Consider the following 23,508-nt stretch of genomic DNA (forward strand, 5'->3'; position numbering starts at 1 on the left):
TTTTACGTGGAACGGTATGCATTACATAAGAAGAAAGGCTGTGACGGCATGATCGCCATGAACGAGGTTACCAAAATATACGAAACCAAGAACAGGCTTGGCTGGTTCCGCGCCGAACGCGTGAAGACTGAAGCGGTAAAATCGCTGTCGCTCACTCTTGAGCCCGGACAAATCACGGGTCTGCTGGGGCTTAATGGAGCCGGCAAAACGACAACCATCCGTATGCTATCCACTCTGCTTGATCCGACAGAAGGCAGCATTGAGGTGGACGGACTCGACATGAACCGCAGCCGCAGCGCTATTCAGCAAAAAGTAAATATGATCGCCGGCGGCGAACGGATGCTGTATTGGCGGCTTACGGGCAGAGAGAACCTTCACTATTTCGGTTCTTTGTACGGTCTGGACTCTGGCCGTCTCCGGCTGGAAAGCGACCGGCTGCTAAGCGAGGTAGGTCTAGCTGACGCGGCTGACCGTCCGGTGGAGCAGTATTCCAAGGGCATGAAGCAGCGGCTGCAAATCGCCAGAGGGCTCATCAACGATCCGAAATATCTGTTTCTGGATGAGCCGACGCTTGGGCTGGACGCGCCTATAGCCAGACAGCTGCGCGGCATGGTTCGAAATCTTGCTAAAGAACGGGGAAAAGGCATTTTGCTCACCAGCCACTATCTGCAGGAAGTGGAGGAGCTGTGCGACATCGTATATGTGCTGAACCGCGGGGAGCTGCTGATGTGCGACACTCCGGACCGCATTGTGGCAAGGGTGGCGGGTATGCAGACGGCTCATTTTGAGCTAATGGGCTGGAGGGATGAGCTGAATCCTCTGCTGCTGGAGTATCTTCATACTGAAATCGGACTAAACCGGAAAGAATGGACTGAACTGCAGAAGCCCTCTGCCGAATCCGGCTCATCCCCCGAGGAACCGGTCCGGTTGACCGTAAAAAGCCGTTCGGCCGATAAGCTCATCACCAAGCTTTTGCCCTGGACGGCGGAGAATGGACTCAAGGTTGTCTCTTTTTCCGCTGAAAAGCCTAATCTGGAAGATGCCATCATTCTGCTGTCGGAAGGCAAAGTGTCATGAAGAAGCGCGGATGGATGATCTCGCTCCTGGCGGAAGTGTTGAAACAGCACAGAAGCCGCACCAGAGGAAAAGCCGTATTTTTCTCCATGCTGCTCTGGCCTGCGCTTGCCTTTCTGACCTCCTATTATGCCATGCAGCCTTATCGGACCGGCGAAGGCTCGGCTTTGTCCGGAGTGATCCCTTCCGGCGGAATTCCGCTGTTTCTTCTTAGCGGTTATCTCGTATTTCAGCTGTTCTGGACCACGGTGCATTCGGCATGGCTGTTCGAGCTGGAACGCAAACAGAGCACACTGGAAATCATTTTTCTGACGCCTTCCTCCAAAATGGCTTTTTTATACGGCAGATCACTGTACTCCCTGTTTAATGGAATCTGGATGTTCGCGGCATTCTCCTTCCTGACGTTTTGGTTTGTCGCCGATCCCGGGGAGGTGAAATGGGCCGTTCTGCTGCCGGTGCTGGCACTTATCGTATGCTCTGCGGTTATTTGGGGAGCGATGCTCAGCGCCGTCTCCCTATTCTCACGGGACTCCGGCCTGCTGTACTACATTTTTCAGGCTCCGATGGAGCTGTTCGGGGGTGTGCGCATCCCTCCCTCCGTCTTCCCGGTGTGGGCAAAAGGACTGTCCCTGCTCTTTCCCGTTACCTACAGCCTGATCCTCGTTCGCGGAGCGCTGTACGGGAATACCGGCGGACAATGGATGTGGGCGCTCATTGTGCTGATCGCTGCTGATGCGGCGCTTGTCTGGTTCACCCGGTATCTGCTCTCCTTGGCTGAAAGACATGCGAGACTTAAGGGGAATTGGAGTTTGTTCTGAATGATAGCGTGAGAAAAAAGGGGCTCCGGGCCGCACGTCATGTGCTGCGGTACTCGGAAAGCCCCTTTTAGTGCCTTTATACGATTAACGGTACGTGCCCAATACGCGGTCATAGATATCCTCGATCAGCCGCAAACCGCCGTTATACCCTGCGTAGCCGCAGTTTAATACCAGCCGGTAAGTGATCGGCACGCTGACTGGAAGCAGATCGGCTCCGATATCGACAGCCAGGTCACGTTCCCAGCCGCTTCCGAGAATCAGCGCGCGCTGCTTCGGACTTGTCTTTCTGATATTCTCCTGAATTTCCCCGCCATCCACCGAGAATTCCACCTTCGCCGACCTTCTGTCGGAGATGCGGCGAAATTGTTCACGGATTCCTTCACGGTACTGTTCGGGAGTATCATCGACAATGTACTGAACATCCGCCGGAATAATGCCCAGCTCATTCAACAAATATTTGGAGAAGCCTACGGCATAAGTCGCATCAAGGATCGTGTAGAATACACGCGGGATGCCGTAACGGAACTCCAGCATGAAATCGGCTGTACGCTCGATATGCGTATAGAATTTACGCTCTTCATCAGCGATGAATTTCTCGGCCTTTTCACGGTCTATGCTCGCGCCGAATGCCGCAACCTCCCGCAAAAATCGGCTGGTCTCCACGCCTCCCACCGGTAAATAGGGAAAATGGTAAAACGGCGTTCCGTATTTTCGCTTAAGCAGCTTGGCGCTTCTCAGTCCGGGCCAGGCGGATACGACAATATTGAATTCGGCCTGAGGAACGGTCAGCCATTCGGATACACCGCCCGATTCGGGACCGAACAGGATATTCGGTGTAAGACCGATGCCTGTCAGCAGCCGTTTAATTTCTTGCAAATTGCCGATCCAGTAAGGGTCCTGATATGGAACGGAGGCAAAAACATTAACCAGTCCGGGGATGACTTCACCTTTGGCGGGCGCGTACCGGTCGACATACTGCTCGACAATCGCCTTAATGATTAGGTCATGGCTGACATAGTTATTGCTCTTGAAGCCGCCGGTCTCCGCGAATACAATCGGCTTGCCGAGATTTTGAAATTCACGGGTCACCTGGCCGACATCGTCTCCGACAATATCGGAGGTGCAGCCAGTGAGCACGACGAACAGATCCGCGTCGATAACCTTGAATGCTCCGTCAATGACACCCCGCAGCTTTTTCTCGCCGCCAAATACGACTTCGGATTCGCTTGAATTGGTGCAGGGGATCGTGCTTCCTCCCGCATAGCCCTCCCCTTGACCGAGCAGGCCGTGAATTTTGGTGCTGCAGCCTGGTCCTGCATGGACGATAGGTACAGCCCGCTGGATTGCGATGACGGTCTGCTGAACGCCCAGCGCGCAGGAATACCTTGGCTGTTCAATAAGCTTTGACATGAGTATTGCCTCCCAAAAAAGTGTATGGATCTTGCTCCAGCCACCATTTGGTGTAAGGCATGGAACTGTGTTTTACCAGGTTGGTTACAAACTCCCGGTTATCGAGCGTCTCCAGAATGCGTTCCGCATAATTAAGCAGCCCCTGGTATCCCCAGCTGAAATGTTCGTCCCCAATCAGCAGGGTGGGAATGCCAAGCTTGGCGCCCCAGAGCGTCATTCCGCCGTGACGGGCGATCATCAGGTCCGGACGGACGCGGTTCAGAATATTGACCAGCTCGTAGGCTTGCTTGTTGCAGACGTTATACCCCTTAATGTCTCCATAGGTCTTGACCGTGTGATCCAGCATATCCGCCGCAGTGCTTTCATTGTCATAAATAGGGTCATGATGAAAAATAGCCGCGCCCTGCACTTCGATTCCCAGTTCACTCAGCAGGGCGATCAGGGCATGACCGTGAGCTGAGCCCGCAGTCAAATAGCAGGTTGTACCTTTAAGCTTAGCCCGGTACTCCTCCAGCTTCTGCAGAACAGCCGCTCTCTCCTCGCGGATAATTTCCTCAATCTCGTCTTCGCGGTCCAGAACGCGCCCCAGCTCGCGCATCCAGGCATCCGTTCCCGCTATACCGTAAGCCATTGGAGCCTTGATCTCCGGCACTCCGTAGACTTGCTCCAGCGCGGCTCCCATATACGTTCCAAGCGTCGGGCAAATCTGAATCGTTGCCGCAGCCTCGGAAATGGTTTCCAGTTGGCTTACTGTGGAAAAGGGAACGACATAGTTCGCTTCGTAGCCCAGGCGGTTCAGCAGCTTCGAGAAGACATCACTGCCCCAGAAATTAATGATATTCACTTTGTTCGTCCGCTTCTGCGGAGGCTTCACAATTTTGCGCACAATCGAGTGATAAGCGGCATCGAAGCCGGAGGTCCAAATTTTGGATCTGAAGCCCTCGCAGACGCAGTTGACGACGGGTATCCCAAGTTCATTCGTCATTCGGTCTGTGACACTTTCCACATCTTCCCCTATGATCCCCGAGGCGCAGGATGTGGTAACGAAGATCGCATTCGGCTTTACTCTGTCGTACGCGAGGCGGATCGTCTTCTCCAGCTTGGATAAAGCGCCGAAGACCGTATCCATCTCCTCGATATTTGTATTAAAATATCTGCCGATGGCCGGGGGTAAATCCCGTTCCATCTGCCCGACGCGGTAAACGAAATTAAACCCGAAGAAATCCCCGGCGCAGCCGACGGGCGCATGGTTAACCATCGCTGCATCCCGAATCATCGATAATTGGCAAAAAGCATTTCCCGAGCTGCAGCCCATGCATTGGCTGAAAGAACGGGTACCGTCCTTCAGGCAGCCGCTGTTGGAGCAGTTGACCAGGTCTCCCGCAGTTCCGGCAAAACCCGTAATCGAACCCAAACGTTTCTCGCGGATCGGGACCTCGGTCAGATTCAAATTCACTTTTGGCATGTCCTTTTCCCCTTTTACGTTTATAAATATATTTCCTGTTTATTGCTTAACCCCTTAATGGAGCGTCTCCAATCCTATTGAACGAATCGGATAGAATACGGACTCTTCTGCCTTGGGAGGCTCCACGTCCACGTCGATAACTTTTTTGATCGCCGCTACACCAATGTCTCCACAAAAGCCTTCTCGAACGCCTGCTCCAGATCTGCGATTAAATCCTCGGCATCTTCGAGGCCAATGGACAGGCGGACCGTTTCAGGCTTAATGCCGGCAAACGCCTGTTCTTCAGGATTTAACTCGCCATGCGTCGTTTTCGGCGAATTGATAATGAGCGAGCGGGCGTCACCGACATTGGCGTGATAGCTGAACAGCTCCACCGCATTTAGAAAAGTCTTGAGCTGCTCCTCATTTCCCTTGAAGCCAAAGGAGAAAATGGAACCCGCGCCTTTTGGAAAATATTTGTCAGCCAAGGCTTTGTATGCATTGCCTTCCGCCGCTGGATGACTGACCCAGCTTACTCTGTCGTTGCTTTGCAGATACTGCACGATTTTCAGCGCGTTCGATACCTGCTTGTCAATCCGCTCAGATAATGTCACTAGTCCCTGAATCAGCAGGAAGGCGTCGAATGGGCTGAGAGACGCCCCGAAATAAGCGAGGTAGCTAAGCCGTACTCTTGTCGTAAACGGCGCATTCGGGAAGACCTCAAGAATGCTGCGCTCGCGTCCTGTCGCCTGATCCCGCAGCAGATACTGCGGCTCTTCAAAATGCGGAAATTTTCCATTGCTCCAGTTAAACTTACCGTTTTCCACAATGACTCCGCCAAGCGTTGTTCCATGCCCGCCGATCGCCTTGGTTGCCGAGTAAATGATAATGTCCGCTCCATGTGCGAATGAATCGAACAGATACGGAGTTCCGAATGTATTATCGATAACTAACGGAATCCCGTTGTCATGTGCAATTTCGGCAATGGCTTCCACATCCAGGATGGTTGCGTTCGGGTTACTGATACTCTCGATAAGTATCGCTTTGGTATCCGGCCCAATGGCCCGCCGGAAGGTATCCGGATCATCCGAGTTCTCCACAAAATCGACATGCACATTGAATTTAGGGAATAGATGCTTGATAGCGTCGAAAGTTCCCCCGTACAGTCTAGGTGTTGTTAAAATTCTTCCTCCGCCCTCAGCCAGGTTGAGCAGAGTATAAGCGACAGCGGCCATTCCCGAGGCGACGGCAACAGCGCCGGTTCCTTTATCCAGGGCGGTCAGCCGCTCCTCAAGCACGGCTACGGTCGGATTTCCGATCCGCGTATACAGGAATCCCGCTTCCTCCAGACCGAACAATTTTTCCGCCCGTTCCACGCCGCCTAAATCGTAAGAAGCCGTCTGATAAATCGGCACGGCTACCGAATAATTATGCTCGCTTGACTCATAGCCGGCTCTTACCTTCAATGTATCAAAGCCTAATTGTTTCTCACTCATACAGATCCCTCTTTTCAGATAATGATTATTTGATCAAGCCTTACTGTAAAATAGCTCCACGGCCTGAATGAAGAAAGGAAATCAGCCGGTTCAATGCCTTTTCAATGGGGGCTTCGACTGCCAGAGCAGTAATTCCCACATTGTGAAGCACCGCAGTGGCACCATGACCAATCTGGCTGACAAGTACATACGAACAGTCCGCTAGCGCTTCGGCTACTGCCTCCAGACGGCTTTGCTCATGTCCTTGACTGCTTGCAGGATTGCCGATTTCCCTGATTCCGGTCTGTGAATAGAATCCTTCGTCATCCACTTCGTAAATTAAAAACCGGTCGCTCCGGCCAAAATGCTGATTTACGTTAAAACCATCCGAACTACCGACAGCCACTTTCATTTCATCTCTTCTCCTTCCAAAAAATGAGACAAGCACGGCTCTAATAATTCATGAGCGGGGTGTGACTTATTTCACAATGATAACCAATAGAAAAGGCCGGACTTATCCTGTTGATCAGGAAGTATCCGGCCTGCGGTTAACCGCTCAGCTCAAATCTCTTAAAAACCAATTGTTTTACTATGTTTTAATATACCGATTAGTGCTGAAAAATTCAATCCCTGAAACGTGAATATAGTGTGATCATTTCCAGAAAAAGCAAAGCAGCAAGCCTCCAATAATGGAGACTTGCTGCTAAATTCAAACGGTATAAGGTCTTACAGTTCCGGATGCTCGTGCTTCGCTTTCAGGCGGGTCCAGCGGCGCTCTACTTCTTCCTTGAAGCCGTTCAGCGCAGCTTCGTTCTCTTCCTTGAGCAGATGCTTGGTTTTACCCATGCCTTTGAGCCATTCGGTAACGTCGACGCGTTTCTCCTTCTCTTCCGGATTGTACGTAATCGTGGTAACGCCTTGTTCCACTTCATACAGCGGGAAGAAGCAGGAATCGACAGCCAGAGATACCAGCTTGGTGCCTACATTGTCCTCGGTCATCCAGTTCAACGGGCAAGCAGACAAGATTTTGCCATATACAAGCCCTTCGTTTTGAGCGTACCATTGGGCTTTGGCGGCTTTCTTCACCAAATCCTGCGGGAACGCTTCGGAGCCTGTGAACACATAAGGAATATTGGTAGCAGCCATAATTTGCGGAGTATCTTTATGCTGCGTCACTTTACCTTTTTGCGTCTTGCCGATGCTGGAAGTCGATGTGCGGTGACCAATCGGCGTCGAGTACGATTGCTGGGCACCCGTATTCATGTAGCCTTCGTTATCATATTCCAGTACGATCATTTTGTGTCCGCGAAGCGCGGCGCCAATTGCCGGCCCCATACCGATGTCCATGCCGCCGTCGCCGGTAACCATGACAAAGGTGAAGTCGTCTTGCAGGTTCAGATGATCAAGTTCGCCACGGCGTTTGCGTTCCCAGAACATTTCAACAATACCGGACATTGTCGATGCTCCGCTTTGGAACAGGTTGTGAATGAAAGTCGATTTATGCGACGAATAAGGATAGCCGGTCGTTGTAACAAAAGCGCAGCCTGTATGGTACAGAGCGACGATATCTCCTTCGATGCCTTTGAAGAACAGTTCCAGACCGGAGAAAATACCGCAGCCTGGGCAAGTGCCGTGACCTGGGGACAAGCGCTTCGGTTTAACGGTCAAGCTGCGCATTGGCGGAATCTTAACCTTGAGTTTACCTGTCTCTTCATCCTTGTCCACAGTAATCAAGCCAGTCTTGAGAGACTCGAATTTAAGCGGTTTGATCACACGCTTCGGCGCGCTTTCGGCAACGCCCGGATTGTGGCCGTAATAATCGAAAGGTACTTTCACTTCACCGGTTTCCGCTGCTTCAATAGCCAGCTCGAACAGGCTGTGGCCGTCTTCGGCGAAGAAGTCCTTGCCGCCGACACCGTAAATCCGGCTGATCACTTTCGTTGTTGTATTGCCGTAAGTGAACAGAGCTGCCTTGATTTCATTAACCATGTTGCCGCCATGCGCTCCGAAAGAATCCGCGCGGTCGCCGACGGTGATGGCTTTAACGTTCTTCAGCGCTTCGGCAATTTGCTTTTGCGGGAACGGACGGATCATGTTCGGCGAAATGGCGCCGGCTTTCACGCCTTTTTCGCGAAGCTGGTCGACAACATCCTTGATGATCTCGGAAGCAGAGTTCATCAGGAATACCGCAACCTCAGCATCCTCCATCCGGTACTGCGACAGGATTGGGTAATAGCGGCCTGTCAGATCGCCATATTCTTTAGCGATTTCTTCAAATACTTCTCCGGCATTGTACATAGCCACGGATTGTTGGTATTTGTTGTTGATATAGTCGGGTTCGTTCATGTAAGGGCCGACAGAAATCGGGTTCTCGCGGTCCAGCGTGTCGTCATAACCTTTCGGTTGAGGTCCAATAAAGCTTTGGACATCTTCACGGTTCGCAATCGCTTGGACGCGGCGCTTCTGGTGAGAAGTGAAATATCCGTCCATAGCCACCAGTACTGGCAGGCGAACCTTGGCATGCTCGGCAAGCTTGATTGCCATGATGTTCATATCATATACGGACTGTGGATCCGGACACATCAGGATCGGCCAGCCGGTGTTCAGCGCAAAATACAGGTCGGAGTGATCGCCGTGGATATTCAGCGGTCCGGAGATGGACCGGCAGATGAGGTTCATGACCATCGGCATCCGCGTACCGGATTGAACCGGAAGCTGCTCCAGCATGTACAGGTAGCCTTGGGCGCTTGTCGCGTTAAATACGCGACCGCCCGCGGTGGAAGCGCCGTAACAGATACCCGCGGAGCTGTGTTCGCCGTCGGAAGGCACCAGCATGATGTCATGCTGTCCGCTGGCTTTCATGGAGTCGAGGAACTGCGCAACCTCCGTGGACGGGGAGATCGGGAAATAGCCCATCACATGATAGTTGATTTGATGTGCAGCGTAAGCCGCCATTTCATTACCGGATTCATATAAAAACTTCTGCTCCACTTTGGCGGAGCCGACTTCCTTTTCGTAATCGATAGCCATTAGTGTTCCACCTTTCTCTCGGGATTTAGATCTGGTTTACAAGATCAAAAGTGTGACGGACCGTATTGGCCTCTGCGAAGCCTTCCTTCTCACGCGCACGGGAGAGTGCGGAGGTCGGGCAGGCTTCCACGCATTTGAGACAGCCTTTACAGTATTGATAATCGATCCCTTTCAGGAACATCATCGATCTGCCTTTTTTATTGACCTTCTCTTCCCAAACGAAACACATGTCCGGACAAACCGTATCGCACTCTGCGCAGTTGATGCAGGACTCGTTGTCGTATACCGGCACAAGCCCGGAACGGGAAATGCTGAGATCTTTCAGGAAGCTTGTTCCCGGATTGATGATGGTGCCGCCAATCGGCTGGGTTTCGTATCCGAGCGGCGAAATGTCGGACCGTACAAATTCCGGCATGCTCTCGCCTTCCGGCAGTTCAAACGTTTGGAACTTCACTTCATTGTAGCCGCGGTCGAAAGTCGTGATGGCCGATTGAACCGCTTGAGGATACTTCTTGCCGAGCGACTTCTCGATAACGCTCTTCATTGTATTAGGATCAAGGAACGGGCAGAGGCGGAACAGACCGCCCAGCATCGCCATGTTAACGCGGTTCTTCTCTTCCAGCGCGATAATGGTTGCATCGACAACGGCGATTGTGCCCGCTGTTACACCAAGCAGTTCCTTCAGCTCTTCCGGAGATTTCGCAGAGTTGATCAGAACCGTGCTTTCTGCGGTAATACCGCTTGTTACATTAACAATCTTGCCCATGGCTTCGTGGAACACGGCAACGACATGCGGCCGTTCAACCGGCGAAGTATCGCGGATCGGCGTATTCAAATCGCAGAAACGGATATGCGCTTTAACCGGCGAACCTTTCTTCTCCGAACCATAAGACGAGAAGCTGACGCCATTCATATTCGCGCCTACTACCCCTGCTTCAGCCAGCATTTTACCGGCAAGGTTCGCGCCGAGACCTCCTATGGATTCGAGACGGATCTCGAAAAACCCGAGTTCGTTCACTTTCGGTAATTGTACCACCGACATAACCCCTTTCCTCTGTGTCAGCTAGAATAACATCCTGTTTGACTTTTTCAAAATTGTACCTTGATTCTACATCAAGCGAAGTGATAAATCTTGCACAAAATGACTTAAGAGAATCATAAAAATTTATAAATCACGATTAATTCTCTTATATGCGACAGGGCTGCGTAACAGAAAGAGGAAGAAAGCTTCCATGGAAATCGATAAATGTGTACAAAAAGTGTCTTTCGGTTACCTGTGACATTTGTTGCCTTTAATCTAGCAAAATAATCTAAAATTTTATGTTAAATTTATCACATCCATAATGACCAAAATCACATTATATGAAAGAAAAAAATGATGACTTGAAAAATTCCTGAATCTCGCAAAAAAAAACTCTCCCCGAGGCCGCAAAAGCCATCAAAGAAAGTTCATTTATCACCTTTTTGCTGTAGTCTTCGAAAATGAATGTAATGCAAAATGATTTTCACAAAAATATCAAATATTTAAAGCCGAATTTTGCTGCCTTATTCCCGGTCTGCCGGCATATGCTCCGTAATCAGCTCCTGCTTCCGGTTCCAAACCCTCTCGCTCAGGTTGACCCGGTACACCTCCGGATTCAATTTGCGCAAGTATTCCGGCCAGAACAGGCTCAACTGCTCTTTATGGTAACGGCGAATCTCGTCCAGCCCCGGAAGAGTGTATATTTGAAAGCCATTCACAAAGATCGGCTCCAGCATCGGCAGCGCCTCATATCGGTCAACCTTCTTCTGCAAATAGGGATGCAGCGGATTGAACAGCTTCAGCGCGCGGCCGCTTTGCAGGATGTCCTCATCCGGAAAACAGATATAATCAGCCAGGGCCCTTCCACTCGTTCCGATGATGCGGTATACATCCTTTTTGCCGGGCGTGGACACCTTCTCGGGATTGGAGGATATCTTAATGGTAGGCACCATCTCCCCATCCTTGGATTCGATCTCTACCAGCTTGTAGACGCCCCCAAGAGAAGGCTGGTCGGATGCGGTAATCAGCTGCGTGCCGACACCCCAAGTGTCGATCGCCGCTCCCTGCAGCTTCAGGTTGGAGATCGTGTTCTCATCCAAGTCGTTGCTTGCGACGATTTTGACGTATTGAAGCCCCGCTTCATCCAGCATCCTCCGCGCCTGAATTGACAGATAGGCCAAATCTCCGCTGTCCAGCCGGATTGCATTCATGCGTTTACCTGCGGCCTCCAGCTTCTTGGCTGTCGCAATCGCATTCGGCACGCCGCTGCGCAATGTATCGAACGTATCAACAAGCAGGGTGACCCCATCAGGCAGCACTTTAGCGTACGTATCGAATGCTTCCTGCTCGCTTCCGAAGCTCTGTACCCAGGAGTGCGCATGAGTCCCCTTGGCAGGAATACCGAACATCCGGCCTGCCAGCATATTGGACGTTGCGTCAAAGCCGCTGATATACGCCGCCCGGGTGCCCCAGATCGCCGCGTCGGCCTCCTGAGCTCTCCTAGTGCCGAACTCAAGCAAAATATCGTCCCCGGCCACCTGCTTGATCCGTGAAGCTTTCGTTGCGATCAGTGTCTGGAAATTCATGAAATTCAGAATAGCCGTCTCCACAAGCTGGGCCTCCATAATCGTGCCCTCCACCCGGATCAGGGGCTCTTCCGGAAACACCAAAGCGCCTTCCTTCATGGAATAAATCGTGCCTTGGAAATGGAACTGCAGGAGATCTTCCAGAAAGGCCGGAGCGTAATTCTCTTCCTGCTCGGACAGATAGCGGATATCTTCCTCTGAAAACCGGAGGTTTCTGACATAGTTTACGATCCTTTCAAGGCCGGCAAATACGGCAAAGCCGTTGCCGAAAGGCAGCTTGCGGAAATAAGCTTCAAACACCGCGCGGCGCTTATAGGTGCCGTTCACCCAATGGGCGTACATCATATTGATCTGATATTTATCCGTATGCAAAGCAAGCTCTCTGTACAAATCATCATCTCCTGTCGTTGCTGCACTTTTCATGTATAGGCGGAAAAAGCGGCTGTTCGCCGCTCCTCCTCACATCAAGATATATTGTTATAATGACTTCGCGTCTTTAACCACTTTGGCGCCCAGACTTCCGGCAAAATGCCCCAGCGCCCAGGCATGTCCTTCCGGGTTGAAGCTGGCTACGGCGTCCTCATGCACAACAATCGAAAAGCCTTTATTGTAAGCATCTACTGCGGTATGTAATACGCATATATCCGTACATACGCCGATCAGGTGCAGCTCTGTGATCCCCCGCTCCCGAAGCTTCTGTTCCAGGTCGGTGCCGCAAAAAGCGCTGTAGCGGGTCTTGTCCATCCAATAGATGTCATCCCGGCGGGCCTCATATATATCCTTCAGCCTTCCGTACAGCTCCCTTCCTTCACTTCCCCGGAGATTATGGGGCGGAAACAGCCTGCTCTCCGGATGAAAGGCATCATCCTGCTCATGCAAATCCACAGCCATCACCACATAATCGCCGTTCTCTGCAAATTCACCAGTCAATCGGCAGATCCTTTCCTCAATATCGACCCCCGGCTGTCCCACCGGCAGGCTGCCATCGACAAAATCCTTCGTATAATCGATTACGATCAGCGCTCTCATGCAAGCAGCCTCCTCCCAGAATCTCAGCTTCTCCCCCATTGCCAAGTCCAAGCTCAAGATTACGTATAGATGGACAGCAGCGGCTGATGATCGGTAAACATATACAGCTGCGCCGGACGCTGGGAATATTGGTTGGAGCTCATCGGATTGCCGTCCTCGTCCCGCACTTCCTGCAAAATGCCCTGGCGGCTGCGTGTGGAAGTGATTTTGCGGATAAAGTTAGGCTCCTTGAATTCCGGCACTACCGTCTGAATGACCTGATACAGCTCGCTCAGCGTAAAATGACGCGGCAGGAACTGCTTCGCAATCGTTGTCTGCAGCATCTGCTGCTGAATTCTCAGGTAGGCTTCCGAAATGATGGCATGATGGTCAAAAGCCAGCTCCAGCTCTTCCAGCGCCTCCTGCAGCGTAAACAGACCTACTTCTCCCGCATCGTCGGAAGCCCGTCTCTGTTCAAGCATCCATTCCTCAACCAGCGCAAAGAAAGCATGGCTGATAATCCATCCCCGAGGGTCCCGTCCCGGCGTACTGTACACCCCCAAGTATTCCAGGTGGCCGCCATCGACCCCGGTCTCTTCTTTTAATTCCCTTGTAGCCGCATCATATATCGACTCGTCCTCCTGGCAGAATCCGCCCGGAAGCGCCCACATTCCCTCGCAAGGCCACTTCTTCCGCTTGATCAGCATGACTCTCAGTTCACGGATCGGAAGCGTCTTGGTGACGGTCTTCCGCTCGCGTTTCGTTAAGGTAAACATGACGATATCGGCCGGAACACCATCCGGAGTGCGGTATTTTTTGGCGTTGTAGTGTTGTTCCCCGTTCTGGCTCACCATAAATCCATCCTTTGCCGCAGCTAATTTAGTTGATCGTATCCTTAGATGTTACCAAACCTAAACTTCGAAAATCAACAACCTTGTATCATAAAGTTACATATTCCATGCGAAAGGCGCTTCAGATGGCTATTATGGCCTTAGAAAAGGACTTTTGCCCGTTTTACAGAATTATACTTATAATTCATCCACCAACGTTTGTAAAGAGGAGCATCGATATGGAAATCATTGCATTGCGAATTCCCGAGTTCATTGAGCCGGACGGTTTGGAACTGCTAATGAACAAAGTAAGCGAAAAAAAGAGAGATAAACTCTCAAAATACCGGCGCAAGGAAGATCTATACCGTTCCTTATTGGGAGAACTGCTCGTCCGCGTCACGGCTTGTCAATATATCGGCTGCAAAAATGAGGCCATCCGATTTGTTTATAATCGTTACGGCAAGCCTTTTCTTGCTGAATATCCTAGCTTTTCATTCAATCTGTCACATTCCGGAAGCTGGGCAGTCATCATCTGGGACCATCGTCAGCAGGCGCTTGGGGTGGACGTTGAGGAAATCAAGCCTATACACATGGAGATTGCTGAACGTTTTTTTGCAGATACCGAGTATCGCGATCTTGTGATAAAGCAGGGGAAGGATCAATTGGAATATTTCTTTCGTCTCTGGACACTTAAGGAAAGCTATGTTAAAGCCATGGGGAAGGGACTGTCTATACCCTTTAATGATTTTTCACTAGTCCAAAAAGGTGATAATGAATGGTTCTCTCCGGAAGCCGACAGGTTCCACTTTAAAAGTTTCAAAGCCGATGACCGCCATTCCCTCTCGGCTTGCGCCGAAACAGAGGACATTCCGGACCAGTTCAAGTTTATGTCTTTTCCGGCTTTATGCCGGATACTGGAGGAAATATAACAAGCCATTGCTCTTCGTGTACAAAGAACAATGGCTCGCGTGATATCGCTGGCTCTTTAATGGGTGAGGCTACATGAGGATCTCCAGGAAAGCATCAATTCTGTTCTTCACATGATTAAATGCATAGTTGTTCCGGTCGATAAAATCCACATTAATGGTTAAGTACTTGATTTTCTTTTCCCCGCATACTTCCCGCATCATCGGGCTTAGCGCCAGCATATTCCGGCAGCCCCACGCATTTGAAATAACGATGCCGTCAATTCCATAAGAGTCGCATACCTCTGCCAAATTCGCTTGAAGCCTTTCCATATGCCAGTGATATTCGATGGCCCTTCGGGCGATGCTGCGGTAAGGATCATCCGGGTCCAGCTTCATGATATTGCTGCTCCAAAGCGGAGCCCAGAAAATGACCTCCACTTCCTCCTCCATATACCGCATGATTTCATGCGAACCGTCCGGTGCCTGTCCCGCCCATAGCACCCGTTTCCCGCTTTTTTTGCTATCCGGCTTGTTGCTCATCTCCAACGCTTCCTGGTACAACGTTTTGCATAATTGTACATTCTCCGGCAGTCCGAAAGCGTTCATCGAGAAAATCTCCAGAAGCTCCCTTGAAACACCGGGCAAGCGGTGATCCCGCAATAAATCCGCCGTTTTGCAATAATACTCCCGGGCTTCGTTGGACTGGCGGACCACCCGGTCAATTTCCGACTCATGAAACTCCATATCCAGCGCCGCCGCCATGTCCTTCACCAGTATTCTCTGCTGCTCAGCCAGATAATCCAATGTATCATCATTCAATTCCGTCGGCGTTGTAATCGAGAAGAAAGGGCTCCGGTAATATTTGCTGGCAACATTGGCAAGCTTGCTCAGGCAATCGCAGGGCTGGTCATTGGCGAGCACGATATCCGGATTCGGATAACAATTAGCCATGATAACGCCGAACGATCCTCTAAGAAAGGAGCAGATATCCCGTGAAACGTGATTTTGCTGCGTCAGGTTGATGAACGAATCCGCGGACCCATACTGGGCTAAAAGAATCGCCATCGATTCGATATTCCACGGAATCATCCCCAGGGCGTAAACCAGCTCATTGGGAAACTGCTCGACGACATAGGCAACCTTCGAGTCCGGCTCATAAGCCTTTGAAAGACGGTATGCATTAAGCAGCGACCGAATCCGGCTTGCCTTCAAATGTGTGGTACTGGACAAATCCTGGATACGGCAAGCCTCCAGCACCTCCGTCATATTCCGGTGCTGCGACTTGCGGTCGCTGTCCGCAACTTCAAATAGATTCATCGGCGTCTCCTTTCAGAACATCCGGGTTTCAAGAAAGGTTTGAACCCGCGTCTTAATGCTTTGAATATTGGACATTTGCTGTTCCCCTTCAATGAACAAGACGGAAATCCCCCGCTGTTGCAGACGGTTCATCACGTAGGGATAGTCCATAAGGTAAATATCGCAAAACTTCAATGTGAAATAGATCACGGAGTCGGCCTCATATGTCTCGATTAGATCCAGTAAATGGTTCAGGCGGATGTCCGAGTCGAACATTCTGGCGCAGGTCGCTTTTTCAAGATAGTAATCGGCGATTGCCGTAAGAGGGTCTTCGGTCTCCTCAATGCTGCCCTCCGCATATTTGATGCCGATGCTCGTATCTTCGCAGACAATCTGCGCTCCGGTCTGTTCGATGATTTCCACCAATTCGGGCTGGTCAAAATAGCTGCCGCACACTAAGACGCGATGCCGCTTCGTCGGCGGTTCATTGCGCGCTTCCCGATCATCCAGAAATCTCGCCAGTTCAAGGTTAAATTCTTCTTTGCGGCCCGCAGTTGCGGCCTTCATGATTTGCAGCGCCTCCATGCCCGTCACCGGACTACAGTCCGACTGTCTAAGCTTGTACAACCGCTGGAGCAGAGTCCGCGTTTCGTTGTGAAGTGAAATCGAACGGTGCAGCGCTTCGTTGGTAATCTGAATATGATAGTGCGATTCCAACGCCGCAACCCACTTCTTGAGCTGCAGTCTGAAATAGGCTTTGGATTCCGGCGTAATCATCTTTGGAAGCTCCAAATAATAGGTGAATGGAGGATTCAACTGTTTTTTCCATGTTTCATAAAGTCTTTTGCGCCAATCGCATTCATCGACAATGACAATTCCGTCCGCAAAATCGTAAATACCCTCAATGCCCTCGCTAAGGGAATGAAGCAAGTAAGAGCAAAAATTGCTGCAAATCATCGAGCCGGCTTCCGAAGTGTTCTGCGCAAACTCTCCTGTAATGCGGAATGGAACCAGACCCGCCGCATATAAGATTTCTTCGGGCGTATAGATCGACAGCCAGCCAATGGCAGGTCTGCCCGACGATTTAACGAATTCGGTTCGATTCCGGTTCATCAAAGCAAATATTTCCGCTTGCTCAATCATATCGCTCCTCCTGTTTCGCATTATTGGCAGTTCGGCTATGCATCCGCGGCTTGCGAATGGATAACGTGAATCCTCTTCCATCTGCCGCTCCTGAACCGGACAGCGACAAGACCCAGCATCAAGAACGTGTAGATCAGCAAATCCCACCATACCCAAATCAATGGGCGGCCATGGACAACACAAATCCAGTAAGGGAAAATAAGGTAGAAAATTGCCGGCATCGTCAAATAAACCACCATAATGAAAAAGGTGTCGCCTATCGACTTCAGCACATTAATAAGGAGAATGACCATCGTATCGAACGCAATCCATACGGATGTAATCCGGACGAGCGGAAGGGCCGCCTGCTTGATTTGCTCGAACATCCCCCGGCTATCATGATCCTGGAAGATCGAGATTAGGGCGACGGGCAGCACGTTGAACAGAATAATGATCAAGGCGCTGAAGACCAGGCTCAGCATGATTCCTTTCCTTACCACAAGTGGAATCCGCTCCGACCGCCCGGCCCCTCTCTCCTGAGCCGCGATAATGCCAACGGCCGTACCCAGCCCCAATACGGGAAAGATGGACAGACCTTCAATGGTAAAAACAATGTTGGCGGCAGCCAGAGACACTTCGCCAATCCCTCCGATAATAATCAGCAGCAAGCTGTAATAGCCTGTCTGAACAAAAGCCTGAATTCCTGCGGGAAAACCAAAACGAATCACTTTCAAAATGGCTTCCTTATCCGGCCTGAAATTCCGGAGACTGCCGAAGCTGTCCTTGTATTTAGGCAGAAAGAGCATGGCCAGATAAATAATGAAGGTGAACAGGCAGCCTCCGATTGTAGCCGTGCCCGCTCCGTTGACGCCGCCCATTTCGGGAAAACCGAGATTGCCGAAAATCAGCAGCCAATCGAGTGCAATATTGCACAAGTTGCCGGCGATTGCCGCAATCATGATGATTTTGGTGTCGCCTACTCCCCGAAACAGTCCTGAGACGGAGGTTGAGAACAATTGCACACAGCTTGACAGAAGGATCAGATGAAAAAATCTTTTTTCATAGACAAGCAGCTCGCCTGTATGTCCCAACATGTCGAACAACAACGAAGTCCACGGCGAGAGCAGCAGCAGCACTGCCGAAAACAGGATGCTCAGATAAACCCCTTGCCACATGGAGGATGCGCATCGTTCGTACTTACCCGCTCCGTAATACTGGGAAATGAGGGTAGAAACAAAGGCGATCATTCCGATGAACAAATTCGCGATAGCCGTTGCGGCGTTTCCTGCGGGAAGCGTAGCCGCAAACTCGACCAGATCATACCTCGCCACAAAAGCCCGGTCGACAAACACCATGATGTTCATGGAAAACATGGACAGGATGATCGGATAGGTAATGCCGATAATCGAACGATACGTGATATCAGGTTCTGCAGATTTCAACGTTCACTCCTCCATTTGCTTGCAAATCAGGCGATAAAAGCGGCCCCGATCGCACCCGTAACCTGCGGGTAATTGGTCACGTTTACCGGTTGTTTCAGAATGCTTTCAAGCGCGCTGATCACGCCGACATTTTTGGCAACGCCTCCGCTCATCCCAAGCGGCCCCTGGATACCGACGGATTTGAGCAAGGCGACGGCTCTTGTGGCGATAGAATCATGCACTCCCCGAATGATATTGGGAGCCGGTGTTCCGACCGCGACAAGGGAGACCACTTCCGTTTCCGCAAATACCGTGCACATGCTGCTGATTCGCGCCGAAGTCTCCGCTTCGCGGGAAAGTTCGCCCAGGTCCTCCAGCTTGACACCCAGCGCCCGGGCGATAATATCGAGAAATCTGCCGCAGCCGGCCGCGCATTTGTCATTCATCATGAAATTGACCACACCGCCGTTTTCGTCGATCTGAATGGCTTTGCTGTCCTGTCCGCCGATATCAAGGATGGTCCGGATTTCGGGATTCAGAAAATGCATGCCTTTGGCGTGGCAGATAATTTCCGAAGCGTTCTTATTGGAAAAAGGCACATTTTCCCGTCCATACCCTGTCGTCACCACGACGTCGACGTCTTGCTCCGACAATCCCGCCTTTTCAAGCACATTTCGGTAAGTAATTTCCGCGGAGGCTCTGTTGTTACCTCCCGTATAAACGACATCATAGGCTATGACATCCTGCTTGTCTTTTAGAATCGCAGACTTAGTGGACAGCGATCCGATATCGATTCCCACTGATATCATGGAAGACATCCCCTTTGCTTATTATTATTTTGCTTTCCGTCATTCGTCCACGCGGACTGTCCGGCGTTACTCTTGCAGCGCGGTGTTTAACTGAACGGCTGAAGATTCCACATGCTCATGATCAAAGATTGAATAATGGTCCCCTTGTAAAGGGTACATCTTCAGCGTTTTGCAATAACGGCCCCATTCCGTAAGCTCCGGAATCGGCGAGCAAGTGGCGGCGAACAGATGGACAGGCGACGACAGATAACGGTCAGGCTGATACTCCGTTCTCGCCGCATGCAGACTCCGTATCGTATTGAAGGAGCATAACCATTCACGAAACGGGGCTTTGGAGACAGTCAGCACCGGAACCTGCCACTGCTCCGCTATTGTCCGCCGAAAGAGGCCGGAGTCAATACCGCCTTCCTCTTCCTGGCCTGCGAATGTGCGCCATAATTCGTCCAGGCTGCGGCACTGCGCAAGCCGGTTCTTGTCCGTCTGGGACACGGCATACTTCGACAGCCATTCCAGCTCTGCTTGCAAGGTAGAGCTACCCAGCGATTCGGCCGGGTAATATCCCGGCGGAGGCGGATCAAACAGCCCGCAAAAAGCGACTTCGTGGCCGCCGGCCTCCAGCTGGCTCGCCATCTCAAACGCGATCGTTCCTCCTATTGACCAGCCGGCTAAATAATAGGGCCCCGATGCCTGTATTTCCGCGATCCTGCCGATATAATCCTTGGATAATTGCGGAATAGACAACGTCTGAGGAATGCCGTCGCTTAATTCGTTGTACAAGATTCCGTATACGGAGAAGTCGGACCGAATTCGGGTGCACAGCTTGAAATAGCCTTCAATTCCTCCGGTTCCGTCATGGATGAGAAACAATGTTCTCGTGGGACTCACTCCCCGTCCGAGCAAAATCGGCCGGGTTCTGGCCGGGTAAGGCCAAGAGGAATACAAGCTGCCGTTAGTCGGCGCGTTCATGCCGCAGTCCCTCCTTGTATCAAATTCGGTTACCTGTTCAAGAGCAAATCGTCTCCCAGCAGCTGCTCCACCTTCGCTGAAAGCTCGCCCACCGTAGCGGATTCCATCACATCCATAATGGAAAGCTCCACATGAAACAGCTTCTCGACTTCCAGCGCCACATTGATGAACAGCAGAGAGTTTCCGCCCAGAAGATATAAATTGTCGTTCATATTCGCTTCTTCAAGATGGAACATTTTTTTAATCAACTCCGCCATTTTCCGTTCCGTATCTGAACGGGGCGCTTGCTTCTCCGCGTGAAGCAACACAGGGACTTCTTCCGGATCAGGCAGCGCCGCCAAGTCAACCTTGCCGTTTGCCTTCAAGACCAGTGAATCAAGCGGAATGAACAGGGAGGGAATCATGTAAGACGGCAAATGCCCCTCCAGAAAAGAACGCCACGTGTGGGCATCGCCTTTCGCCGCCCCTTGCAAAACAAGGTAAGCGACGATACGTTTCTCGCCTTCCTGCGTCTCATTGACAACAGCCACCGCTTCCCGGATACCCGGATGGCTGATCAATACCCGCTCGATTTCCCCAGGCTCGATCCGGTAGCCGCGAATTTTCACCTGCTGGTCGATCCTGCCTAAGAACTCAACGCTCCCATCCGGCAGCCATCTCGCCAGGTCTCCGGACCGGTATAAGCGTTCGTCCGGAAGAAACGAAACGGATATAAATTTCTCTGCATTCAGATCGGGCCGGTTCATATATCCGCGGGCCAGACCGTCTCCGCCTATGCACAGCTCGCCCGCAGCGCCCGGCGGCAGCAGATTCCCGTAACCGTCCATAATGTATACCGCCGTATTCGCAATCGGTTTGCCGATCGGAACCCGGCTTGCCGTCTCCTCGCCGACCTTGTGGAAGGTAGTAAACGTTGTATTTTCCGTAGGCCCGTACATATTCAGCAGAGTTAATCCCGGACAGGCTTGCCGTACCCGAGCTGCAGCCTTCGCCGGCAGTACATCACCGCCTACCAGCAGCGCAGTCAGCGGCGAGAACAGGTCCGGCTGTTGTTCCGCCAATTGACGGAATAAGGGGGTTGTCAGCCACAGCAGATTGATTTGATGCTCCGCGATAAAGATGCCCAGCTTATCAGCTTTCAGCAAAACATCCTCTTCCGCTACATACAGCGTTAGACCATTTAGCAAGGCGCCCCATATTTCGAAGGTTGCCGCATCGAACGAAGGCGAGCCGGTCAGCAGCATTCTCATCCCTTCTTGAAGCTCTAAATACCCGCCGTTCTTCACCAGCCGGACGACGTTTCGATGCTCGACCATCACGCCCTTCGGATGTCCGGTTGAACCGGAGGTGTACATGATATACGCCAGAGAGCCTGGCTTGCTTGTGTTCACCAGGTTAGCGCAATCGGGCGCACCGCCTAGAGCCGCTCCATCCTCCTGCACTTCGACTTTAACAACTTCAATACCCGCGTACCCAGCTTCTAGCCAAGTATTTCCTTGTCCCGGTATTGCCGCCTGGACAAGCACAAGCGCCGCGCCGCTGTCCCGCAGCATAAATTCGATACGCTCCGGCGGATAAGAAGGATCGATGGGCAAATAAGCGCCGCCTGCCTTCAGAATGGCAAGTATGCCGAGTATCATGTGGGGAGAACGTCCCGCCAGAATGGCCACGACGGACTCGGGACCGATTCCCCGGCTTTGCAGCACGCGGGCCAGCCGGTTGGACCTCGCCTTCAGTTCGGCGTAGGTCCATACCTTACCGGCTCCACTTAGTGCGATCGCGTCCGGGGTGCGGCTTGCCTGTTCCTCAAACAGTTCATGGATGCATTTGTCCGCCGGATAGGCTGCGCGGGTATCGTTGAATTCCTTAACCAGCTTCTCCCGCTCGGCCGCGTCCGTCATCCGCAGCTCCTTCACCTGCGCGTCCGGTCTTTCGGCAATGTCCTCAAGCAGATTGCCGTACATCTTCAGCAGCCGGCGCACCGTCTCCGGCCGGAACAGGTCGCTGTTGTACTCCGCCCATACCGCCGTCTCTCCTTCCCGCTGCCGGATATCAAACAGCAGGTCCGCCTGCGTCGCGTCGCTTTCCGCCTCCTGCCACGTCTCCGCAAGGTCCGCAAATCCGCCTTCTTCTTTCGCTTCCGTCACCATGTTGAACATCGCCCGGAAGATCGGATTCCGGCTATGCTGCCGATCCGGATTCAGCTTGCGCACCAGCCGCTCGAACGGATAATCCTGCATATAGTACGCCTCGTCCACTTTCCCGTGCACGGTCTTCATCAGGTCCTCCCAGGCCCCTTCTCCGTCGACCTCGGCCCGGATCGCCACCGTGTTCACGAAGAAGCCTGCCGCCCGGCTCAGCTCCTGACTGTAATGCCGGCCGGCGAACACCGTCCCGACGACCACATCGTCCTGGCGGCTGCATTTGTGCAGCAGCACGTAATAAGCCGACAGCAGCGCCGAGAACAAGATGACCCGCTTGTTCAGACACTGGAACTTCAGACGGCCGATCAAGTCGTCCGGCAGATCCAGCTTCTCAAGCCCGCCCCGAAAGCTGATTCCCGGCGGCGGCGGAAAGTCGGCCGGCAGGTCCAGCACGGGCAGCTCGCCCTTGAACTGCTCCAGCCAGTACGCTTCCTGCTCCAAGGTCCGCTCTTCCCCGAACGTCTCCTTTTGCCACAGCGCATAGTCGCCATAGGCGATGCCAGGCTGAGGCAGCTCACCCGCCTCCGCTCCGGTCCGGCGGTTATACAGCGTCTTCAGGTCCCGCCACAGAAGCTGGAATGTCGTCGCATCGGAGACGATATGATGCAGCTTCAGGACCAGGAGGGCCTGATCCGCTCCGTATGGTACCAGGATTGCCTGAAAGAGCGGATCGCCTCCCCGGATGTCGATCGGCTCCCGGCATTCCTTGGAGAACCATTCCGCCAAAGCCTGCTCCCGGCTGCCTAGGTCCCCTTGCGGCAGGTCGATCAGCCTGAACTGCTCCGGCGAGAAGGAACCGAACGATTGGACGGGGGGCTGGGCCAGTTCAATCTTCGTCCGAAGCGCGGCGTGGCGCCCGGCCAGTTCCTCCACGGCCGCCTGCATCGCTTCCGCGTTCAGTCTGCCCGTCAGCCGCTTGGCCGATATCAGGTTCCACAAGGCGCCATTCGGCGTCAACTGGTCCAGATACAGGACGCGTTCCTGCTGATAGGACAGCGGGTAATCCCGCCGTTCTACCCTGTGCTCAATCGCCGGATATCTCCTTATCGAAGTTGTCAATGATTTCACTCCCCGTTATTTGAATAA

The 23,508-nt window shown here is 52.2% G+C and carries 18 protein-coding genes; 3 read left to right on the top strand and 15 right to left on the bottom strand.

Annotated features, from left to right (window positions below; genetic code table 11):
* The first annotated feature begins 6 nt into the window (after positions 1–6).
* Entirely contained in the window at positions 7–1,077 is a 1,071-nt protein-coding gene (locus PDUR_RS15365) for an ABC transporter ATP-binding protein (RefSeq protein WP_233277383.1), read from the top strand.
* Positions 1,074–1,892 (top strand): ABC transporter permease, encoded by an 819-nt coding sequence (locus PDUR_RS15370; protein ID WP_042207029.1) that lies wholly within the window; start codon positions 1,074–1,076, stop codon positions 1,890–1,892. The genes PDUR_RS15365 and PDUR_RS15370 overlap by 4 nt, the downstream gene beginning before the upstream one ends.
* A gap of 84 nt (positions 1,893–1,976) precedes the next feature.
* On the opposite strand, the gene PDUR_RS15375 is transcribed toward PDUR_RS15370, so the two are convergent.
* The 9 genes from PDUR_RS15375 to PDUR_RS15415 form a co-directional block, all read right to left on the bottom strand.
* Positions 1,977–3,302, bottom strand: a complete 1,326-nt coding sequence (locus tag PDUR_RS15375) for a nitrogenase component 1 (RefSeq protein ID WP_042207030.1) — start codon at positions 3,300–3,302, stop codon at positions 1,977–1,979.
* Complete coding sequence (locus PDUR_RS15380; RefSeq protein WP_042207031.1) at positions 3,286–4,767, bottom strand: nitrogenase component 1; 1,482 nt, start codon at positions 4,765–4,767, stop codon at positions 3,286–3,288. Before PDUR_RS15380 ends, PDUR_RS15375 begins: the two co-directional genes overlap by 17 nt.
* A gap of 155 nt (positions 4,768–4,922) precedes the next feature.
* On the bottom strand, positions 4,923–6,242 hold the full coding sequence (locus tag PDUR_RS15385) for an O-acetylhomoserine aminocarboxypropyltransferase/cysteine synthase family protein (protein WP_042207032.1): 1,320 nt from the start codon (positions 6,240–6,242) through the stop codon (positions 4,923–4,925).
* Positions 6,243–6,282: 40 nt separating this feature from the next.
* A complete protein-coding gene (locus PDUR_RS15390; RefSeq protein ID WP_042207033.1) occupies positions 6,283–6,633 on the bottom strand; it encodes a NifB/NifX family molybdenum-iron cluster-binding protein in 351 nt (116 codons plus the stop codon).
* 314 nt (positions 6,634–6,947) lie between these two features.
* Positions 6,948–9,251, bottom strand: a complete 2,304-nt coding sequence (locus tag PDUR_RS15395; protein WP_042207034.1) for a thiamine pyrophosphate-dependent enzyme — start codon at positions 9,249–9,251, stop codon at positions 6,948–6,950.
* A gap of 25 nt (positions 9,252–9,276) precedes the next feature.
* Positions 9,277–10,287, bottom strand: a complete 1,011-nt coding sequence (locus PDUR_RS15400) for a 2-oxoacid:acceptor oxidoreductase family protein (RefSeq protein ID WP_042209419.1) — start codon at positions 10,285–10,287, stop codon at positions 9,277–9,279.
* Positions 10,288–10,796: 509 nt separating this feature from the next.
* Positions 10,797–12,281, bottom strand: a complete 1,485-nt coding sequence (locus PDUR_RS15405) for a nicotinate phosphoribosyltransferase (RefSeq protein WP_042207035.1) — start codon at positions 12,279–12,281, stop codon at positions 10,797–10,799.
* A 54-nt stretch (positions 12,282–12,335) separates the two neighbouring features.
* Positions 12,336–12,887: a cysteine hydrolase family protein gene (locus tag PDUR_RS15410; protein ID WP_042207036.1), complete on the bottom strand. Its 552-nt coding sequence runs from the start codon at positions 12,885–12,887 to the stop codon at positions 12,336–12,338.
* A 59-nt stretch (positions 12,888–12,946) separates the two neighbouring features.
* Positions 12,947–13,720, bottom strand: coding sequence for an NUDIX domain-containing protein (locus PDUR_RS15415; protein WP_042207037.1), 774 nt, complete (start codon positions 13,718–13,720; stop codon positions 12,947–12,949).
* Between the two features lie 122 nt (positions 13,721–13,842).
* Between PDUR_RS15415 and PDUR_RS15420 the strand changes: the two genes are divergently transcribed.
* On the top strand, positions 13,843–14,625 hold the full coding sequence (locus PDUR_RS15420) for a 4'-phosphopantetheinyl transferase family protein (protein ID WP_169744914.1): 783 nt from the start codon (positions 13,843–13,845) through the stop codon (positions 14,623–14,625).
* Positions 14,626–14,694: 69 nt separating this feature from the next.
* Here PDUR_RS15420 and PDUR_RS15425 read toward each other — a convergent pair whose 3' ends face one another.
* The 6 genes from PDUR_RS15425 to PDUR_RS15450 all read right to left on the bottom strand — a co-directional run bounded on the left by PDUR_RS15425 (position 14,695) and on the right by PDUR_RS15450 (position 23,481).
* Positions 14,695–15,921: a 2-hydroxyacyl-CoA dehydratase family protein gene (locus PDUR_RS15425; RefSeq protein WP_042207039.1), complete on the bottom strand. Its 1,227-nt coding sequence runs from the start codon at positions 15,919–15,921 to the stop codon at positions 14,695–14,697.
* A gap of 12 nt (positions 15,922–15,933) precedes the next feature.
* Positions 15,934–17,043 carry a 2-hydroxyacyl-CoA dehydratase subunit D gene (locus tag PDUR_RS15430; RefSeq protein ID WP_042207040.1) on the bottom strand — a complete coding sequence of 370 codons (1,110 nt, stop codon included), beginning with the start codon at positions 17,041–17,043 and terminating at the stop codon, positions 15,934–15,936.
* 35 nt (positions 17,044–17,078) lie between these two features.
* Complete coding sequence (locus tag PDUR_RS15435) at positions 17,079–18,464, bottom strand: MATE family efflux transporter (protein WP_042207041.1); 1,386 nt, start codon at positions 18,462–18,464, stop codon at positions 17,079–17,081.
* 26 nt (positions 18,465–18,490) lie between these two features.
* Positions 18,491–19,252 (bottom strand): acyl-CoA dehydratase activase, encoded by a 762-nt coding sequence (locus PDUR_RS15440; RefSeq protein ID WP_042207042.1) that lies wholly within the window; start codon positions 19,250–19,252, stop codon positions 18,491–18,493.
* 66 nt (positions 19,253–19,318) lie between these two features.
* Positions 19,319–20,218, bottom strand: a complete 900-nt coding sequence (locus PDUR_RS15445) for a thioesterase domain-containing protein (RefSeq protein ID WP_042207043.1) — start codon at positions 20,216–20,218, stop codon at positions 19,319–19,321.
* Positions 20,219–20,247: 29 nt separating this feature from the next.
* Complete coding sequence (locus PDUR_RS15450) at positions 20,248–23,481, bottom strand: non-ribosomal peptide synthetase (protein ID WP_042207044.1); 3,234 nt, start codon at positions 23,479–23,481, stop codon at positions 20,248–20,250.
* Positions 23,482–23,508: the final 27 nt, after the last annotated feature.

The sequence above is a fragment of the Paenibacillus durus genome, from assembly GCF_000756615.1.
In the GTDB taxonomy this organism is placed as follows: Bacteria; Bacillota; Bacilli; order Paenibacillales; family Paenibacillaceae; genus Paenibacillus_AQ; species Paenibacillus_AQ durus.

Excerpts from the sequence above, each read along its gene's own strand:
- PDUR_RS15440 (WP_042207042.1), bottom strand. The coding sequence starts at position 19,252 with ATGATATCAGTGGGAATCGATATCGGATCGCTGTCCACTAAGTCTGCG.
- PDUR_RS15395 (WP_042207034.1), bottom strand. The coding sequence starts at position 9,251 with ATGGCTATCGATTACGAAAAGGAAGTCGGCTCCGCCAAAGTGGAGCAG.
- PDUR_RS15390 (WP_042207033.1), bottom strand. The coding sequence starts at position 6,633 with ATGAAAGTGGCTGTCGGTAGTTCGGATGGTTTTAACGTAAATCAGCAT.
- PDUR_RS15375 (WP_042207030.1), bottom strand. The coding sequence starts at position 3,302 with ATGTCAAAGCTTATTGAACAGCCAAGGTATTCCTGCGCGCTGGGCGTT.
- PDUR_RS15425 (WP_042207039.1), bottom strand. The coding sequence starts at position 15,921 with ATGAATCTATTTGAAGTTGCGGACAGCGACCGCAAGTCGCAGCACCGG.
- PDUR_RS15430 (WP_042207040.1), bottom strand. The coding sequence starts at position 17,043 with ATGATTGAGCAAGCGGAAATATTTGCTTTGATGAACCGGAATCGAACC.
- PDUR_RS15420 (WP_169744914.1), top strand. The coding sequence starts at position 13,843 with ATGGCTATTATGGCCTTAGAAAAGGACTTTTGCCCGTTTTACAGAATT.
- PDUR_RS15405 (WP_042207035.1), bottom strand. The coding sequence starts at position 12,281 with ATGAAAAGTGCAGCAACGACAGGAGATGATGATTTGTACAGAGAGCTT.
- PDUR_RS15385 (WP_042207032.1), bottom strand. The coding sequence starts at position 6,242 with ATGAGTGAGAAACAATTAGGCTTTGATACATTGAAGGTAAGAGCCGGC.
- PDUR_RS15380 (WP_042207031.1), bottom strand. The coding sequence starts at position 4,767 with ATGCCAAAAGTGAATTTGAATCTGACCGAGGTCCCGATCCGCGAGAAA.
- PDUR_RS15445 (WP_042207043.1), bottom strand. The coding sequence starts at position 20,218 with ATGAACGCGCCGACTAACGGCAGCTTGTATTCCTCTTGGCCTTACCCG.
- PDUR_RS15415 (WP_042207037.1), bottom strand. The coding sequence starts at position 13,720 with ATGGTGAGCCAGAACGGGGAACAACACTACAACGCCAAAAAATACCGC.
- PDUR_RS15410 (WP_042207036.1), bottom strand. The coding sequence starts at position 12,887 with ATGAGAGCGCTGATCGTAATCGATTATACGAAGGATTTTGTCGATGGC.
- PDUR_RS15370 (WP_042207029.1), top strand. The coding sequence starts at position 1,074 with ATGAAGAAGCGCGGATGGATGATCTCGCTCCTGGCGGAAGTGTTGAAA.